The sequence below is a fragment of the Gelidibacter mesophilus DSM 14095 genome (assembly GCF_000423005.1).
GTDB lineage: Bacteria > Bacteroidota > Bacteroidia > Flavobacteriales > Flavobacteriaceae > Gelidibacter > Gelidibacter mesophilus.
The window spans coordinates 164712-182116 of the sequence record NZ_AUHD01000007.1; the positions used below are offsets into that span (position 1 = coordinate 164712).

Here is a 17405-nt window from a genome sequence, read left to right on the forward strand (position 1 = left end):
CAAGTATTAAGCATTTCAATGATACTCAAGATGTTTTTTACTAAAACAACGTCACTTCATGTTTGTTTAAATATTCATCAATTCCGAGTTTTTGTGCTTCATTTTTAAAGTTCATAGGATTTTTTTTGAACTGTTTTTTAAAACATTTTGAAAAATATTTAGGATCGTTAAAACCGGTCATAAAAGCTGCTTCTGAAACTGTGAATCCGTTTTTAGTAATTAAAATTGCTGCTTTCTTTAGGCGTAATATTCTTACAAAATCTACTAAGCTATGTCCGGTTAAGGCCTGACATTTCCTATATATTGTTGAATAGCTCATATTTAACGGGGCTGCCAGATCTTCCATTTTAAAACTGGAATCTTCCATTCTTAAATTAATAGTAGCCACTAGATTTTCTAGAAATAACTCATCTTGTGATTTTTGTAACGGAACAGCCGGTCTAGAAATAGCTTCCTTACGGTATTTGGTGATGATATGCTCTGTAGCCAGGAGGATATTTTGAATTTTCAGCAACAATTCATTCGTATTAAAAGGCTTGTTGATATATTCTATGGCGCCAGATTTTAATCCCTCTATTTTAGACTGCGTTGAATTTTTTGCGGTCAATAAAATAATAGGAATATGTTGGGTAAGCTGCTCTTCTTGTAATTTTTTGCACATTTCTATGCCATCGAGTTCGGGCATCATAATGTCACTTAAAATAAGGTCTGGAATGTTGCTTTTTGCATAATGATAGCCTTCTTTCCCATTCTCTGCTAGAATGACATTGTATTGATCCTGTAAGAGTTCTTTTAGAAAGAGTTGTAAATCTAAAGTATCTTCCACAATGAGTATGGTTTTCTTCAATACATTGAGATCTTGGTTTTTTGTAGGTTCTGCTTTCTCTTTCGTTAGAAGTGGTGTGGATTCATCGTCATAATCGGCTGTAATCCTCTCTAGATCTGAATAGGCATCCTCGTGTATTGGAAACGTTATGGTAAATGTGGTGCCGCTTATTGCTGATGATTCGACTTCAATTTTCCCCTTATGCAAGTCAATTAATTCTTTTGTAAGCGCTAAACCAATACCGGTTCCTTTATTTTTCTTTCCGATGTTCGACTGATAAAAAAGCTCAAAAATGGTGTTTAGTTCTTCCTTTGAAACCCCTGGGCCAGAATCAGTCACTGAGACCTTTACCATTCTCTTTGAATTTATTGGGGTTACAGTCAGTTGAATGTTGCCCTCCTTTGGTGTGAATTTAAAAGCATTGGAAAGGAGGTTGTAAATAATATGTTCAATTTTTTCTTTGTCGTACCATGCTTCCGTTAAGTTTTTAGGGCAATTAATGGTAAAGTCTATGTTTTTCTTCCTTGCTAATTCCTTAAATGATTGTGAAATATCGTCAATGTTTTTAAACAAGTTTGTTTTGATAACGTTCAATCTTGATTTATCGAGTTCTTTATTTCTTACCAAGGTCAGTTCATACGCTATTTTAGAAAGACGCTTGGTGTTATAAGCAATGATATTTAAACGCTGTTTTAAAAGCAAATTTCCATTTTTTTCGGCGTTGAGAATCATGTCTTGGATGGGGCCTAGGATTAAGGTTAGTGGCGTTTGTATTTCGTGGGACATTTTAGCAAAAAAGTTCATTTTTAGTTCATGGAGCTCATTCTGATTTTGATGACTGACTTTCTCAACGAACAGCTTCTTTTTTAAGGCATACCAACGTCTAATTCCATAAATTCCCAAAATTAAAAAGCACACATATATGGCCCAAGCAAAAGGTTTGTTCCAAAAAGGTTGCTCAATAGAGATGTTTATACTTTTGGCAGGAATATCCCAAATGTCGTCCCTTGTGCCTGCCTTAACCTCAAAGGTGTAATTGCCTGCAGGGATATTGGTATACGTTGCAGAACGTTCCAAATGACTATAGATCCAATCGTTGTCAAAACCTTTTAAGCGATACGCATAAAAGTGTTTAGGATATAATATATTGTCTAAAGCAGCAAAACGAAATGAAAATGAAGATTGATTGTATTCTAGTTGCAATGATTTTACGTTGGCAACGCCACTGCTAACTTGTTGCGGTAATAAGACTTCGGCAGGTTGGTTAAGAACTTCTATGCTATTTATTTGTAGGTTGGGCTGTGATTTTTTTTTGTGTAAATCTTTGGGATAGAAATAATTTAGCCCTTTAGATCCCCCAAAATACATGATCCCCATTTTGTCCTTAAAGGCGCTTCTAGCTAAAAACATATTATCTTGGAGTCCGTCAGTAATGTAATAGGTTTTTATAATGGAATCTCGCGTATTGAAATTGACAATGCCGTTATTTGAACTGATCCATAAGTTATCATTGTCTTCGTTAATAACCGCAGTTAACGACCTGTTGGATAGTGTCTTTAAGTCTTCAAAATCAGAGTAAGCGTTCTTTTTTATATCGTATTTCATTAATTTACCAGCATCATTGATGAGCCATAAAGTGTTATAGGAGCCTTCTGCAATTGATTTTACACTCTTTAGTCTGTCCAAATTGGCGTTGATTATAGAAAAATCTAAAAAAGTAGAGGCCGCAAGCTCATTTTGATTTTCATTAAATTGAAAAAGCCCTCCTTCAAAGATTCCAAACCATAAGGTGCCGTTTTTCAGCTCCATAATGCTTTCAACGATAGTGCCTTTCAAGCTATTTAGATTGTTTTCGAAAGACGCTAGAAGTTCTAAGCTGTCAGAATAAATGTTCAGACAGGTATTGGAACCTACCCATATACGACCTTTATTGTCTTTATAAACGGTCCGAACGTCAGTAGCTTTTTGATTTTTACTGTTTAAAACTGAGATTTCACGAAATTGATTTTTTTTGGAATCATAATACCATAAACCATTTTTATAGGTGCCAATCCAAATATTACCTCTGTTATCTTCAGTTATACTTTGTACATAAAACCCTTTGTTGGTATTGAAATCATTGAAAAACTGTTTTTCGCTTGAGCCGCCATCGGTATTGAAAGTTATTTTAGTAAGTCCCGAACCATCGGTGCCTGCCCATAGCACATCGTCAGTGCCTTTGTAAATACTCAAAATTCTGCTGGGCACCCGATTTTCAGATCCTTCATGATAATTGATATTATTATCTGCGTTGGGTAAGATATTTAGGTTGCCGTAATTAGGTGTGATCCAAATGTTTTGATGATTATCCTCATTGATATGTAAAATGGTGTTACTGCTTAAGGATGATTCATTATTAACTTGTTTGGTGAATAAAAAGACTTCGCCAGTTGCTAAATTCACTTTATACAGGCCACCGCCGTCTGTTCCGGCCCATAAAAAGCCGTTGGAATCAGCATAGAGATTCAGAAATAATTCATTTTTAATAGTTTGCGTATCTCCTTTAAAAAATGAATCTTGAATAAACTGTTTGCGAGCGATATCATATAGAAAAAGCCCGCTTGTTTCTGTACCAATCCACAATCTATTGTAACTGTCCGTCAATAACCTTAAGCTTTCCGGATAATTGTTAAAAGGTGCCTCTAGATATTCTTGCTTTTGGGATGGTATTACGTACATCATGACATTACCATCTCCTGTGCTTAAGAAAATGTCTCTTGACTCTCCAACAGCTATATCCACGACGTTTTTTAAAGTGCTGCCTAGTCCCGGGAAAGTGGTGATACTGTCCATTTTATAGTTGACATACGTATAGATGCTGCCTTTAGTTGTGGCTAGCCAAACTTCTTTGTTTTTTGAAGTGATTGCACTGACTTTTTCCTTCTTTATGAGTGGCGTTAAATCGTTAAAGCCTTTATCAGGGTCATATTGGGTTAATGATCCTTTGGCTGAAACCAACCATATTTTCTTGAAATCATCAATCAGAATATCCTTTATGGTTTCGTAATCTCGCGAATTTGGGAAAATAGTACTGTTGGTGATGAGTCGGTAATTATAGCCATCATAGACGTAAATATCGCCACTTTGTACCATCCATATATTTCCAGAAGCATCCTGGATTGTTTTATTTACTGCAATCGCTCTATTGTCAGAAGAAGGTGTTAAATGGGTAAAGTTGACATGATCTTGACTTCGTACAGGAATAAATGAAAATATAAGAAAACAGGACGTAAAAAGGTAATGTTTTAAATTGAACATGAACAAATTCTTGAATTATTGAGGGCTATTATCTGACGTGATACATATGGTTCAGCAACTCATGTACGGGAGTTGCCTTTTGTTGTAAATATATTAATAATATAAAAGCAAAGAGACTTCCGGTGATATGTATCGGTTAATTTGGAGGAAAATATTCGTCAAATAGGGGGATTATTTCATCATTTCAATTGTTGTCCCCCCAAACGCCTAAAATTTCCCCCGAATTATATTAGTAATACTTCACATTTGGTGTTAAGATTATTTAACGAAAAATTAACGATTTCAAAATATGAGTTCAAGAAGAGACTTTGTAAAAAAAACAGCGTTGGCTGGTGCGGGCATTATGATGCTCCCTAATTTGTCCTTTGGTGCTATGTTAGGCTCCGCTGATCAAAAATTAAAAATGGCTTTTATTGGCGTGGGCCTTAGAGGGTGTAACCATTTAAATAATGCATTGTTAAGAAAGGATACGGAAATCACTGCAATTTGTGATGTCGATCCTGCTAGAATTGAAATTGCATTGAAAATGATCAAGGATGCAGGTTTTGCCAAACCACAGGTTTTTAGCAAAGATGACCAAGATTATTTGAATCTATTGAATTTGAAAGAGGTTGATGCGGTTGTTATTTCTACGCCTTGGTTATGGCACACCAGAATGGCGGTAGATAGTATGAAGGCTGGAAAATATACCGGCTTAGAAGTTTCAGCGGCCAACACTTTGGAAGAATGTTGGGATTTGGTTAATACACACGAATCAACAGGATCACACCTTATGATTCTTGAAAATGTGAATTACCGTCGCGATGTTATGGCGGTATTAAATATGGTCAAACAAAATGTATTTGGTGAATTGGTGCACTTTAGATGTGGCTATCAACATGATTTGCGAGGCGTAAAATTTAATGACGGTAAATCGGCTTATGGTAAAGGCGTTGAATTTGGTGATAAAGGTATTTCTGAATCTGCATGGCGAACTCAACATTCACTTTTAAGAAATGCAGATGTCTATCCGACCCATGGATTGGGGCCTATGGCTGTAATGTGTGATATTAATAGAGGAAATAGATTGAGCTCATTGACGTCCCATGCTTCAAAAGGTGTCGGATTACATAATTATATAGTTGATAATGGAGGGAAAGATCATCCAAACGCCAAGTTGAAATTTAAACAGGGTGATGTTATCACGACAACCGTTGAAACTACGAATGGCGAAACCATCATCATTACCCACGACGTTAATCTACCAAGACCGTATTCTTTAGGATTCAGGGTGCAAGGCGCCAATGGTTTATGGGAAGCTGATGGTAGTAGAATTTATGTAGAGGGCAAATCAAAGCCACACCGTTGGGATGAGGCTGACGAATGGTTGAAAAAATATGATCATCCTTTATGGAAAAAGTATGGAGAAATGGCTATGGACGCTGGCCATGGGGGAATGGACTTTTTTGTCATGAATTCATTTGTTGAGTCGGCTAAAGAAAAGATAGCGCCACCAATGGATGCTTATGATGCTGCGGCATGGAGTTCAATTACCCCGCTTTCAGAAGTTTCTATAGAGAACAATGGTGAACCTCAAGATATCCCTGACTTTACAAGAGGCATGTGGGTAAAACGTAAACCATACAATTGGATTAAGGATACTTATTAATAAAGTACAATAAAATTTTTTTTTTAAAATGAAAACAACTTAAAATCATACTTATGAAGAAACTATTATTTGTTTTATTCTCAACCTTACTTTTCGGTTCTGCATATGCACAGCAATCTAAAATTGAGGTTAAAGGAACAATAACAGAAGCTAGCACCGGAATGTTTGTTCCGGGAGCAACTATTATTGAAAAAGGCACCTCTAATGGTGCTGCATCTGATTTTGATGGTAATTTTACTATAAACGTTAATAGTGACGCCACACTAGTTGTGTCCTTTATGGGATTCGTTACACAAGAGGTTCCAGTTAGCGGTCGCTCTGAAATAAAAATTATTCTGCAAGATGATGTTGCTAGTTTGGACGAAGTTATTGTTGTAGGATACAGTACTCAAAAAAGAGAGAGTGTAACAGGCGCATTGAACACTGTTAAAGGAGATGATCTTAGGAACGTTACCACGCCTTCCGTAGAAAATATGCTTAACGGAAAAGCACCTGGGGTATATGTAGCATCAGGATCAGGGCAACCTGGTTCAAGAGGTGCTGTAGTCATCCGTGGTCAAGCTACTTTAAGTGGGACAACATCTCCACTTTGGGTTATTGACGGGGTTATAGTTGGATCAAGTTCAGGAGAATTAAATCCTGATGACATAGATTCCATGACCGTTTTAAAAGATGCTGCTTCAACTGCTATTTATGGCTCACAAGGTGCCAATGGCGTTATTGTAGTAACAACAAAGCGAGCTAAAATAGGGAAAACAAGTGTTAGCTTTTCTACCAAGGTTGGTATCAATCTGCTCAATAACGGAAACACAGAAATGATGAACGGTGCTGAATTGTACGATTATTATGCGTCGTTTGCGAATGCTGATCAAATTTCCTTTCCACGCTGGAATTCAGATTTGCGCAATAGCAATTTCGATTGGTGGGATGTGGCAACGAAGACAGGTTTGACCCGTACTTACAATGTTTCTATCCAAGGAGGTACTGAAACCCTTCGTTCATTTATGTCGCTTGGGATGTATGATGAAGAAGGTGCTGTAAAAGGCTATGACTATAAGCGTTACAATCTCCGTTTCAAAACGGAATATAAGCCCGTGGATTGGTTGACTATAAAACCTGCGATAACAGGTTCATTACGTGATGTGGATGATCGTCAGTATTCAACAACAGCCATGTATTCTAATCTACCATGGGACAGTCCTTACAATGAAGATGGAAGTTTGGTTGGACACCGTTCTAGCAGTTGGGTAAATAGTGCCAGTACCAACTACCTGTACGATCTTCAGTGGAATCATGGGGGTAGCAAGAACTATGAATTTATGGGAAATATGGACTTTGATGTCAGACTGACCGATTGGTTGACATTCTCGTCTGTTAACAACATCCGTTATAACAATTACAAATCAAGTGGTTACACAGACCCACGATCCAGTGGAGGTGAAAGTGTAGGCGGACGTATTGAAGAGTACAGATCAGATTACACCCGTTTATACACCAATCAAATTTTAAGATTTGACAAAAGTTGGGGCAATCACGACGTAAATGGTTTGTTAGCTTATGAATTTAATGATTACACAAGCCAGACTTTGGATGCGGCTGGTACTGGATTTATTCCAGGTTTTGAAATTTTAGATGTAGTTGCAGTACCAGAGCGTACTAAAGGCGGTATCAGTGAATGGGCAGTACAATCCGTTCTTTTTAATGCTAATTATGCGTATGATAATAGGTACTTGGGGCAGGTTTCTTTTCGTAGAGATGGTGCTTCCAACTTTGGTGATAATGCAAAGTATGGTAATTTCTATTCTATTAGTGGGGGTTGGAATATCCACAACGAGGAATGGTTTGATGCTGATTGGATAAATTCTCTGAAAATCCGTGCTTCTTACGGCTCTGTTGGAAATCGTCCAAGTGCATTATATCCTCAGTATGACTTATATGCCGTATCTGGTGGTGCCAGCTATAATCAGAATCCAGGCGCATTGATAAGCCAAATTGGAAATAAAAACTTAACTTGGGAAAAGACCTATACCGGTGGTGCAGGTTTAGATGCTGCATTTTTTGATAATCGCTTGAGACTATCTTTTGATTATTACGAAAAGAATACAGAAAATATTCTTTATAGAGTTCCTATTACAGGATTAACAGGTGTGACAAGTATATGGCAAAATATAGGTGAAATGGAGAACAAGGGGATTGAGCTTTCCATTGGAGGAGATATCATTCGCAATCAAGATTTGACTTGGAGTGTTGATTTGAATTTAGGTCATAACAATAATAAGCTAACCAAGTTGTACAAAACAAAAAATTCTAATGGCGATTATGTGGTCAGACCAATCATAGTTGGTGACGGATTAGGCATTGCCGGATCTGCGCAACGTATGTTAGAGCCAGGTCGTCCGGTGGATACGTATTATTTGAAAGAATGGGCTGGTGTTAATCCTGAAAACGGACTGCCATTATGGTATATTGTAGATAGAGATGCCGACGGAAATGAATTGTCTCGTGAAACCACATCTAATTACTCACAAGCGACTTTTGAAAAAACAGGAAAAGTATCTCCAGATCTTTTTGGAGGGTTTTCTACTGCTTTGATTTATAAGAAGTTTGATTTTAATGCAGTATTTGGTTATGCCTTAGGTGGTAAAATTTATAATTATTCAAGACAAGAATATGATTCTGATGGAACTTATACTGATCGTAACCAAATGCGTCTGAGACCAGAATGGAACCGTTGGGAAAAACCAGGTGATATTGCCACGCACCCAATTGCAAGATATAATAACCAAGATAAAGGTAATGCCACATCTACGCGTTATTTGGAAAACAACGATTTCTTAAAGTTGCGTTCATTGTCCTTGGGTTATAATATTGACTTGAGTCAATATAAGATTGACAACTTACGTGTCTCCTTATCAGGAGAGAATCTGTTCACTATTACTAAATACTCAGGAGTAGATCCAGAAATCCCGGCAATTGATGGATCCGTTATGGGCTCAACAGGACCTGCGGTATATCCGGCAACAACTAAGTTTATGTTCGGACTTAACTTACAATTTTAAAAGGAAACACCATGAAAAAAATATTTATAGCCATATTGGTCGCGGCAACATTCACAGCGTGTGATATAGACCGTTTGCCTAAAGGAAGCATGGACTCAGAGACTATTGTCGGTAATCCAGATGCTTCTCTAGATGCATTGCTTAATGGAATGTACGCTCAGTTAAAATCTTGGTCAGACCCTATGCATCGAATGGGGGAGTACGCAGGAGACAATATGATGATTCGCGGATCATCTACAGATGCTTTTTACGAATTCATCTCATATGCGCGTACACCAAATAACTATCGTTTAACCCAAATGTGGGATTCCGGATATAAGGCAATTGCACAAGCCTCAAATATCATTGATATGATTGATGAAGGCCAAAGTGCTGAAATAGACAATAAGATTGGAGAGACTTACTACGTACGTGGGATGATGTATTTCTACTTGACGCGTGCATTCGGTCGTCCCTATTATCAAAGTCCAGAAACAAATTTGGGCGTGCCTATCGTAAATGGCACTCCAGATGATGTGCTTAATATGAATCTTGATGATCGTGCAACGGTTAAAGATAGTTATGAGCAAGCAATCAGTGATTTGAAGAAAGCCGAAGAATTGTTGACTCTGGATAAAACTTCAATTTTTGCTTCTAAAGAAGCTGCTCAGGCCATGTTGTCTCGTGTTTATCTTTATATGAGTGGCACTTATACTGCGCCTAATGCTGAGTATGCACAGCTTTCTGTAGAGTACTCTGACAAAGTAATTAACTCCGGAAAATATGCCTTATTGCCAAGAGCGCAATTTATGAAGTACAATACTTTTATTCCTGAAAACAATGTGGAGACCATCTTTGCCATCAAACGTGTGGCATCAGAGTATTCAGGTTTTGACCACTATTATGGTGTTGGTGGAATGTATGCCAATTTAGGTGGCATGGGCTGGGGTGAAATGTATGCCAGTGCCAAGTACATCGATTTGCTTAACGAAACAGGCCGTAATGACTGGCGTGAAGATAGCTATAATCTGGTAGATGCGCGTGCAGCTTTTATAGAACCTACCTACTCACAGGATGCTGATGGTGCATATTCTGAAGTATTTCGTTTTGTGAAAGAAGATGGTCCTGATAATTTAAACTATGTGCAGGCTACAATCACCCGAAGCGGTAGTACTATCACAGCTAAAGAAGGAGATATTACTTATACGCTCACTGCTATTGATGCTGCTCAGGAAACTTATTCCATATTGTATAAGGACGGCAAAACATATTCTGGAGTAATTGATGACTATATTACGCTCAATCGAGTTTACCCACAGTTCTACATTACAAAATCCTCATTGGAAGGTGAGGAATCTCATTTGCATTCTCCAGTCATCAGCCGTTTGGGTGAGGTCTATCTCAACCGTGCAGAAGCTTATGCTAAATTAGGAAACTATAGCGCGGCACTTATTGATCTCAATACCATTAGAGAGCGCTCTATTGTAGACGCAGGGTACTCGACTCTGGACGCTTCCAATGCGAGTGAAAGAATAGACAAAGAGCGTCAGTTGGAGCTGGCCTATCAAGCTGAACGAAGCTATGATGTGTTTCGTAATGGGAAAGAGTTGGAGCGCCACTACCCAGGACCTCATAAACAGTTTGATGATATCTCAGCAACTGATTTCCGAGTGGTGTATTATATTCCGCAAGATGCGATTAACTCCTACCCAGGCACATTGACTCAAAATCCAACGCAATAATTGTTTGGTGCAGCCTGGTAATTTAAAATATCCGGCAATCAGTGTAGAAATCTACCGAAGTTATTTTTACCTAAGTTGCGATAAAAATTAATATAGGGAGAACCTTGACTTAAACATTAAGCTTCTCCCTTCTTATTTGTCATTGTTTTAAGTAGACCTAACTGATTAATCTAAATTTTTCAAAAACTATGATATATCGCATCTAAATAAATATCGGAAATCAAGACTAAAAATATGCTAAAAATGAGATTCCTTAATCTTTTCGTGTTGCTGCTGTCCGTTTTTTTGACAAATTGTAACACTACTAAATCGACTGAAAAACAAGAAGAACTAGATTTATCCATCCAAATTCCCGTCGGACCAAACAGCTGGGTGGTGAACAGTGCTACCGCTAATACCGATATGATCAGTGATTCTGGAATTAAAAATTGGTCGGATTTAAAAACTGTAGTTCGTACCTATTTCAAAACAGACACTGCAGGAAAACTACACCTAGGGTTGAATTTGAATGTACCAGAAGGTACATCACGAATTAAAGTGTCCCTAGAAAATCAAACCAAAAATGTAAAGGTAAATTCTTCGCAAAACCAACCTGTTAATCTTGGTGTTTTTGATGTTCAAGCGGGGTATCATGTTATTGAGATAGTTGGCGAAGCAAAATCCGGTCCTGTTGTTGCGGATATTAATGAAGTTTTAATTGGCGGACCAGCCACCGAAGGCAACGTTTATTTTATTAAAGACGATTTCTATTTTGGGCGTCGCGGACCATCGGTCCATTTGTCTTATGAATTACCAGAGGACAAGGATGTGGTTTGGTTTTACAATGAAATTAATGTTCCTGAAGGCGAAGATGTCATTGGATCCTATTATATGGCCAACGGTTTCATGGATGGGTATTTTGGAATTCAGGTCAATTCAGAAACTGAACGACGCATTTTGTTCTCCGTTTGGAGTCCTTTTGACACCCAAGATCCTAAAGAGATTCCCGACGATCATAAAATACTTTTACTGGGCAAAGGGGATAATGTAACCACAGGAGAGTTTGGCAACGAGGGTTCTGGAGGCCAAAGCTATAAAGTGTACAATTGGAAGGCGGGCACATCCTATCGGTTTTTATTGAAAGGAGTGCCAGCAGAAAATAATTCAACAGATTATACCGCATATTTCTTCACGCCAGAAACTAATACTTGGAATTTGATTGCGAGTTTTAGAAGACCGCAGGGCAGTCGACACTTAAAAAGATTATATTCTTTTTTAGAAAATTTTGTGCCTTCAACCGGCAATATATCTCGAAAAGCTAACTACAACAATCAATGGATATATACGGCGGATAAAGAATGGATAGAGTTGACCAAAGCAAAATTTACGGCCGATGCCACAGCAAGAAAGAAATCGAGAATGGATTATGCTGGTGGGGTTGAAGGGAACCAGTTTTTTATGGAAAATGGTGGCTTTTTTAGTGAGACCACCCCAATTGATTCTGAATTTTCAAGAACGGCAAACGGCGTAGCTCCAAATATTGATTTCTCTAAATTAGAAAAGCCAAAAAAATAGAAATTTAAGTTTATTTGATTAGTTGGTAGGGCCCGTAGAAAATTATTTTCTCGGGCCTTTTTTAGTGAAACCCAAAAACCAAAATAGCGGCATATTGTTTTTGCTGATTGAGCTAATGCCGCCGTTAACAGCAGCTATATCCTGATATTTTTTGATTCTCATTAAGTCATCTCAACTTTACATACCATGCTAAAGATGCTATTATGATCAAATTTAATAACGTGAGTAAACCTCGGTTTCCCTTTTTGATACGCTCGCTTATTATAGATTGAATAAGTGCAATGTATAATTTGTAAAATTCCATGGGGAATTGGGGCTTTGATGGAGGTTGGTGTAACAATTATTTTTTTTCAAATAAAATTCTTGTTTTTATTGATATAAATAATTTTAAATGCGAAATTGTACCTTAAATACAAAAGTCTCCAAGAATGAGCAAAGTTACCCAGCGTATAAACGCTTTTTTTAAACAAGCGTCCGCACCAGGAATTTTATTGATTATTGCCACTGCTTCAGCCTTAATAGTTGCAAACAGCTCCTTAAATGGTTTTTATCATACGGTGATGCAGTATAATTTTGGAATGGGCTTTAAAGACCTATATATTTCTAAGACGCTGCACGATTGGGTGAATGACGGCTTAATGGCGCTCTTTTTTTTGTTGGTTGGACTTGAAATTAAGAGCGAACTTAAATTTGGGAGCCTAACTTCTTTTAAATCTGCTATCTTCCCAGTGGCTGCTGCATTTTGCGGGGCACTTGTTCCGGCTATCATATATTTTGTGTTCAATCAAGGCACTGAATATATTAAGGGATGGGCTATACCGATGGCTACAGATATTGCATTTGTGATTGGTATTTTGGCCATGCTTGGTTCTCGAATGCCGTCTTGGGCAAAAGTTTTTATAACCACCATAGCAGTTGTGGACGACCTTATTGCGGTATTGGTCATTGCTTTTTTTTATACTGAAGAAATACATTGGCTGGCGTTGGGAATTGCAGCTGGATGCACCGTAATACTTCTTATTTTTAATCGCAAGGGAGTGAACCGTTTGACGCCCTATCTCGTTATTGGGTTTGTAATGTGGTGGGCCATTTTGGCATCTGGCATTCACGCTACAATTGCTGGGGTTATCTTAGCGATGACCCTACCGCTGCGGCGCGAATGGGAGCTTGAAAGAATAAGAAAGGTTTCTATACAAGGCTATCTGCTATTTAAGCAAGCTAAAGATGAAACACTTGCCATGACCACGACTCAAGTCCATCACTTTCTTGAAAACATACAACGTGAGATGGAATCTCCTTTAAAACGATTGGAACGTAAACTTCATGGGTTTGTCTACTTTTTTATCATGCCTACCTTTGCTTTTGTAAATGCTGGAATTGTATTTGATTCTAAGGTTTTAAATGAAGCATTCCATCTGCCCATTACCTGGGGCACTATGTTAGGGCTTTTGATTGGCAAACCGGTGGGAATTATGTTTGCCAGCTGGATCTTCTTGACCTTTTTCTATAAAAGTGCGAAAAAGACTCCAGAAATTTGGCGACTGCTTTTCGGAATATCTCTCCTTTGTGGGATCGGTTTCACGATGTCATTGTTCATAGTAAATCTCTCATTTACGGATCAAATGCTACAAGAAGAAGCTAAAATTGGAATTCTATTGGCGTCTGCGTTAAGTGGCGTGTTAGGATATTTAGTGCTTCGCAATGCCACCCGTAAGCCAGAAGCAATTACTGAAGATAAGATTAGAATTAATTTGTCTCAATTGCCAGAACAGGAATTATAGTATCCCAAAACCGGATGCATACTATAAGTGTTGATGGGCGGTCTTGGATTTTGTTTTTTAACCAATCTAAATATGTGTCGGATTTCTATACTCCTTCATCTCGAATTTAGATTTCCTTGATCTAATTAATTGACACTTCTGTCTCTTGGGGTTTTTAAGTTGATTGTTGGGTGGTTTTCTAGAATCCTATTGAATGTCAGGTTCTTTTATGAGAGAGGCAAGGTCAACTTCAGAATTTTATTCGTCATGACCAATGATAGTTTTCTTTTTTTAGATATAAGGAGTTATATTAGAACAAATCCGTAACTTTAAAGGGCTTAAATAAAACATTGGTGATTTGATGACCATGTTTTAACAAATGGATTTGGAAAAGTAAATCTTCTTTTAATAGGCATGTGGTTAGTTTTATGAAGAGGCCTCGGCGCTTTTTACAAATGGCCATATGGTCCAATTATCCTTGTTGTAATAGCATAAATCACTAACATTTTAAATTATAGTACTATGGGAAATGATCTTTTTAAAACTAAAAAAGAAATAGCAGTTAACGGTAAAAACTTCACTTATTATAGCCTTCAAGAACTCTCCAATCAAGGTCACGAGATCGATAAGTTGCCATTTTCAATTCGTATTTTATTGGAAAATGCCTTGCGAAATTTTGATGACTTTTCGGTTACTAAAGAAAATATTGAAACACTTCTCAATTGGAAGCCAAAAGGGGTAGACAAGGACATCCCCTTTAAGCCTGCTCGGGTATTAATGCAAGATTTTACAGGGGTTCCTGCAGTTGTTGATATTGCAGCACTTAGAGCTGAAGTTGCGCGTAAAGGAGGCGATCCAGATAGCATTAATCCACTAGTGCCCGTCGATTTAGTGATAGATCATTCTGTTCAAGTCGATTTTTTTGGTACGGACTATTCTTACCAAAGGAATATGGAAGAAGAGTACAAACGGAATAAAGAACGCTATCAATTTTTAAAATGGGCCCAACAATCATTTGATAATTTTAGTGTGGTTCCTCCAGGAATGGGTATTTGCCATCAAATTAACCTTGAATATTTTTCCAAAGGGGTCATCGACCGTAATGGGGAACTTTTTCCAGATACTTTGGTCGGCACGGATAGCCATACACCCATGGTCAATGGCATAGGTGTTGTGGCATGGGGCATTGGTGGTATTGAAGCGGAAGCCGCTATTTTAGGGCAGCCGCTGTATTTTATTATGCCAGAAGTTATCGGATTAAAGTTGACCGGTAAATTACCTTTGGGCTCAACCGCTACAGACTTGGTACTGACCATTGCCAATATCCTAAGAAAGCAAGGTGTTGTTGGTAAATTTGTTGAGGTTTTTGGGCCAGGATTGGACCATTTGTCAGTTCCGGATAGAGCTACCATTGGTAACATGTCTCCAGAATTTGGATGTACCATTACTTATTTCCCAATTGATGATAAAACCTTAAAATACATGCGGGAAAGTAACCGATCAGAAGAACAGATCAATTTGGTTGAAACCTATTGCAAAGCTAATATGCTATGGCGTGAAAATGAAGATCGTATCACCTATACAGAAGTTGTTGAGTTGGATGTGTCTACTATTGAACCCACTGTTGCAGGTCCTAAACGGCCACAGGATAAAATACTTTTAAAGAATTTCAAGCCCAAATTCATTGATTTATTGAGTTCTTCTTTTGAGCGTGAATATATTGAGCATGAAGATCGGGAATCTGTTATCAAATGGAAGAATGAAGGTGGAAATCAACCTACTAGCCCACCTAGGGAGATGGCTGAAGGAACGAAAATTGAAACTAAAGAACAAAACGGACTTAAAACGGTTTGGATTGATAAAGGCGAACAAAAATATTCATTATCAGACGGGTCAGTTGTTATTGCCGCAATTACTTCATGTACCAATACCTCTAATCCGTTTGTAATGATTGGTGCGGGGTTGGTGGCCAAAAAAGCAAGAGAGCACGGTATTGATGTTAAACCTTGGGTAAAAACCTCCTTGGCACCTGGATCAAAAGTAGTGACGGATTATTTGAAAAAGGCCGATTTGCTAAAAGATCTTGAAGCGCTTCAATTTCATTTAGTGGGCTATGGTTGTACTTCTTGTATCGGGAACTCAGGGCCATTGCCTCCTGCCATTGCAAAATCAGTAGTTGAAAATGACCTTGTAGTGTGTTCAGTGCTTTCAGGAAATCGGAATTTTGAAGCGCGTGTCCATTCACAGGTCAAAATGAACTACTTGATGTCGCCTATGCTGGTTGTTGCTTTTGCTATTGCCGGACGAGTGGATATTAATTTGACTACCGAACCTATCAGTTACGATAAAAATCAATTGCCCGTTTATTTGAAGGATATATGGCCAACAGATGATGAGATTAATGCAGTGCTGAAGGAAGTACTTACACCAAAGGATTTTCAAAAAAACTATGCGGAGATATTTGATGGAAATGAGATTTGGAGAAATTTAGAGATTCCAACAGGGAAGTTATATGAATGGGATCAAGAATCTACCTATATTAAGGAAATTCCCTTCTTTAAAGACATTTCATCAACAGCACTACCGCTTCAAAACATTGAAAATGCACGCGCACTTTTAGTCTTGGGAGATAGTATTACAACTGACCATATTTCTCCAGCGGGTGCTTTTGACGAGCATTCCGCAGCAGGAAAATACCTCATAGAAAAAGGTGTCAAAAAAGAAGAGTTTAACTCTTACGGAAGCCGACGTGGAAATGATGAAGTGATGGTGAGAGGAACTTTTGCAAACGTTCGAATAAAAAATAAACTAGCAGAGAAGGAAGGGGGATATACCACACATTTGCCTTCAGGACAAGAGATGAGCGTTTATGATGCGGCGGTTAAATATGAGAAAGATAATACCCCTTTAGTCGTTCTTACCGGAAAGGAATATGGAAGTGGTTCTTCTAGGGATTGGGCAGCAAAAGGAACATTTTTATTGGGTATTAAAGCAGTTATCGCTGAAAGTTATGAACGCATCCACAGAAGTAATTTAGTAGGCCTTGGTGTCTTACCACTGCAGTATGAAGCTGGAGATACCGCAGAAAAGTTAGGCTTAAGGGGAACCGAAACCTTTACTATTTCTGGGATTTCTGAAGGATTGACACCACATAAATCTGTGGATGTGGTTGCGGAAAATGAAAAAAGTGAACTTATTAAATTTAAGGTTATTGCCCGATTGGATTCTTTGATAGATATTGAATATTATCGCAATGGAGGGATCCTTCAATATGTTTTAAGACAATTTTTGGATGAGAAATAGGTATTAACGATTGTTGATATGGCAGATGAACTATACCATAGGACGGATTCACGACAAGGAAGTTGCATTGCCATGCCGCCCCCTCGTTTGTAGCATTTGCGGCAGTCCAAATGGAACCGTACTAGAAGGTGAACTTGGGCATTTTTTGCCCCAGTTCTTAATTGGGACAAACATTGTAGGTTTGACCAATACCAATAGCATATAGAGCTATCTAGGTCTCGTGCATCTTTATTCGCG

7 protein-coding genes are annotated in these 17405 nt (G+C 38.1%); 6 read left to right on the forward strand and 1 reads right to left on the reverse strand.

Translation table 11 applies throughout. The features are described 5' to 3' along the window. Positions 1-40: 40 nt before the first annotated feature. On the reverse strand, positions 41-4123 hold the full coding sequence (locus G525_RS0109495) for a hybrid sensor histidine kinase/response regulator transcription factor (RefSeq protein ID WP_027125963.1): 4083 nt from the start codon (positions 4121-4123) through the stop codon (positions 41-43). A gap of 289 nt (positions 4124-4412) precedes the next feature. On the opposite strand from G525_RS0109495, the gene G525_RS0109500 reads away from it, so the two are divergent. The 6 genes from G525_RS0109500 (at position 4413) to acnA (ending at position 17168) form a co-directional block, all read left to right on the forward strand. Then, positions 4413-5771: a Gfo/Idh/MocA family protein gene (locus G525_RS0109500; RefSeq protein ID WP_027125964.1), complete on the forward strand. Its 1359-nt coding sequence runs from the start codon at positions 4413-4415 to the stop codon at positions 5769-5771. Positions 5772-5824: 53 nt separating this feature from the next. Further along, positions 5825-8830, forward strand: coding sequence for a SusC/RagA family TonB-linked outer membrane protein (locus tag G525_RS20655; protein WP_084647739.1), 3006 nt, complete (start codon positions 5825-5827; stop codon positions 8828-8830). 11 nt (positions 8831-8841) lie between these two features. Next, a complete protein-coding gene (locus tag G525_RS0109510; RefSeq protein WP_027125965.1) occupies positions 8842-10551 on the forward strand; it encodes a RagB/SusD family nutrient uptake outer membrane protein in 1710 nt (569 codons plus the stop codon). Between the two features lie 243 nt (positions 10552-10794). Beyond that, positions 10795-12105 (forward strand): DUF3472 domain-containing protein, encoded by a 1311-nt coding sequence (locus tag G525_RS0109515; protein ID WP_035479439.1) that lies wholly within the window; start codon positions 10795-10797, stop codon positions 12103-12105. 428 nt (positions 12106-12533) lie between these two features. Beyond that, the gene (nhaA, locus tag G525_RS20660) at positions 12534-13886 is read left to right on the forward strand and encodes a Na+/H+ antiporter NhaA (protein WP_051209876.1); all 1353 of its coding nucleotides are present in this window, start codon (positions 12534-12536) and stop codon (positions 13884-13886) included. Between the two features lie 501 nt (positions 13887-14387). Further along, positions 14388-17168 (forward strand): aconitate hydratase AcnA, encoded by a 2781-nt coding sequence (gene acnA / locus G525_RS0109535; protein WP_027125967.1) that lies wholly within the window; start codon positions 14388-14390, stop codon positions 17166-17168. The last annotated feature ends 237 nt before the right edge of the window (positions 17169-17405 follow it).